Annotated in this window: 5 protein-coding genes; all 5 read left to right on the top strand. The window is 68.7% G+C overall.

Features of this window, described 5'->3' with window-relative positions; all coding sequences use genetic code 11:
- On the top strand, window positions 1–400 hold a 400-nt coding region (locus E1264_RS44310; RefSeq protein WP_165964667.1), incomplete at its 5' end, for an HNH endonuclease signature motif containing protein.
- A gap of 366 nt (window positions 401–766) precedes the next feature.
- Window positions 767–1,228: a phosphotransferase gene (locus tag E1264_RS45790; RefSeq protein WP_243711511.1), complete on the top strand. Its 462-nt coding sequence runs from the start codon at window positions 767–769 to the stop codon at window positions 1,226–1,228.
- Window positions 1,229–1,291: 63 nt separating this feature from the next.
- Window positions 1,292–1,507: a hypothetical protein gene (locus E1264_RS45785; protein WP_243711510.1), complete on the top strand. Its 216-nt coding sequence runs from the start codon at window positions 1,292–1,294 to the stop codon at window positions 1,505–1,507.
- Between the two features lie 79 nt (window positions 1,508–1,586).
- The gene (locus tag E1264_RS42045) at window positions 1,587–1,805 is read left to right on the top strand and encodes a hypothetical protein (protein ID WP_132183090.1); all 219 of its coding nucleotides are present in this window, start codon (window positions 1,587–1,589) and stop codon (window positions 1,803–1,805) included.
- Window positions 1,806–1,819: 14 nt separating this feature from the next.
- Entirely contained in the window at window positions 1,820–2,161 is a 342-nt protein-coding gene (locus E1264_RS42040) for a helix-turn-helix transcriptional regulator (RefSeq protein ID WP_132183088.1), read from the top strand.
- Window positions 2,162–2,331 lie beyond the last annotated feature (170 nt).

Raw genomic sequence — 2,331 nt, 5'->3', positions numbered from 1 at the left:
CCTCCCACCCGAGCAAGTCCGCCGCATCGCGCTCAACGCGGGCGTCTCGCCCCTCATCCTCGGCCGCGGCCATGTGCCGCTGTACCTCGGGCAGCGGGCCCGATTCGCCACCCCCGGCCAACGCCAAGTCCTCGAAACCCTCTACCCCACCTGCGCCGTCCAAGGATGCGAAGTCCCCGGCACCCTCTGCGAAGTCGACCACGTCACCGGCTGGGCCCTCGGCTCCCCCACCGACATCGACCGGCTCGCCCTGTGCTGCGGATGGCACAACCGCTTCAAACACACCAACGCCGAACAGATGAACATCGTCCGCGACAGCACCGGACGCCACATCTACCGCGTTCTCCCACCACCCGACGCGCACGGGCCACCACTCACCCACCTCGCCCGAGCGGCCTAACAACCACCACCGCCATCCGCTCCCTGACGACTCCCCGGCAGACAGCCGCACCCCACAAGCGGATGCCCGACAAGGGCCCGTCCCGACGCACAGCCAGCCCCACTACCGCCGTAGCGAATCGGGGCCCTGCCGTCGCCAACCTGTACGACTCGCCTAGGGGTCGGCTGTCCTTCGATGGGGGTTTGGCATGAGGCAGGAGCCGCGCTCGGCGGCGGGGCCCCTTGCGGGTACGACACACGTCCGTTGGACGCTTGGAAGGCATCCGCCCCGCTGCCGCGCGGGGCGGAAGTGTGTACCTCCGAATGGAGGCGAGGCCCGGACGACCGGATCGGGCGGCAGTGGTGATGCGCGGGGCAGGGTGGTTGGGTGGCTGAGTCCTCGCTGCCTGGTGGCTTCTTGAACGTCACTGTCCGGGTTGGTGACACGGTGCGGCGGCGGCCTGCTGCTCGTTCGGAGTTCGTTCATCGGCTTCTCGAACTGTTGGAGCGAGCCGGTTGGGACGGGGCGCCGCGGTTCTCGGGGATCGACGAACAAGGCCGACAAGTGTTGAGCTTCGTCGACGGTCGCGTGGCCTGGGAGCCGGTTCAGCCTCCCGGGGTCGGTAGTGACGAGAGCTTGATGCAGGTCGCCGAAATAGTCCGGGAGTTTCACGATCTGACGGCCGCCACCGACCTGCCTGGGGACGAGGAGGTCGTATGCCATAACGACCTGTCACCGAAGAACACGGTGTACCGGGATCTGGGTACGGGATTGCGGCCGGTGGCCTTCATCGATTGGGACCTGGCGAGTCCCGGACGGCGGATCCATGACGTCGCACACGTGTGCTAGCAGTACGTGGGGCTGGGGCCAGGCATCAGCGATGTCAGGGAGGCGGCTCGACAGGTCCGGTTAGTGTGTGACGCCTATGGGCTGATCGACCTGCGCGAACCGATCGATGTGATCTTGTGGTGGCAGGACCGTTGCTGGCGTGGCATCGCGGCCGCTGCCGCAGCCGGTGACCCGGCGATGGTCAGGCTTCGTGACGCCGGGGTCGTTGGTGAGGTGCAGGCCGCCCATGCCTGGGTTGAGCGGCACCGCGTTGAGTTGGCGTCGGGCTCACTGTCGTAGCTGCCGATCATCCTCACGATCGGTTCAGGAGCCCTGGATCGCTGGCGGCCTCGGGCCGAGCGTATGTAGAGTACGAGGCATGGGCTATGTAGAGTTCGAGCGACGCGGGAGCGGATCGGGGCGGTCCGGGGTGTTCGTCGCCTGGGAGCTGCTGGCGTGGCTGGGGATCGTGGTGGTCGCGTTCGCGGCGGCGGTGCTGGTGGTGCTGGTGCCGTCGGTCGCAGGGCCGGTTGGGTCGGCGGCGGCGGTGGCCGGGTTGCTGCTGGCCGTGCGTAATGGGAGGAGGGGGTCGCAGTGAGCCGGGGACCGCGGATGACGGTGCAGACCCAGATGGTGCTGCGCCAGGCGCTGCTGGAGCCGGGGCGCGAGTGGTACGGGCTGGAGATGGTGCAGGCCACCGAGCTGCCCACCGGGACCGTGTACCCGATCATCGCCCGGCTTGAGCAGGCCGGGTGGATCACTTCCCGCTGGGAGGAGCCGCGCGAGCAGCGCGAGGCCGACGCCCTCGGCCGTCCGCGCCGTCGCTACTACCAGCTCACTCAGGAGGGCGCTGAGAACGCCCGGCTCGCTCTGGCCAAGGCCCACGCTAACCGCGCCACCGCCCCCAAGCCCTGGGACACCCTGCGCCCGCACACCCCCGGAGCCACCCCGTGAACCATCCCGCGTCCCCGGCTGGCTCCTGTTCCATCTGCGGAGTTCAGGCCGCGCCCTACAGTCCTCTCTGCCCGTCCTGTGTTGAGGACCTCATGTCGGTGAGCCGACGTAGGGCGGGCGTAGCTCAATATGCAGTAGACGTCGCGTGCGTTGACCTCGCCGCCCAAGTG

The organism is Actinomadura sp. KC216 (genome assembly GCF_004348535.1).
GTDB lineage: Bacteria > Actinomycetota > Actinomycetes > Streptosporangiales > Streptosporangiaceae > Spirillospora.
The sequence above is the reverse complement of the archived record's forward strand: the minus strand, read 5'-3'. Positions and strand labels throughout refer to the sequence as shown.

Excerpts from the sequence above, each read along its gene's own strand:
- E1264_RS42045 (WP_132183090.1), top strand. The coding sequence starts at position 1,587 with ATGGGCTATGTAGAGTTCGAGCGACGCGGGAGCGGATCGGGGCGGTCC.
- E1264_RS42040 (WP_132183088.1), top strand. The coding sequence starts at position 1,820 with ATGACGGTGCAGACCCAGATGGTGCTGCGCCAGGCGCTGCTGGAGCCG.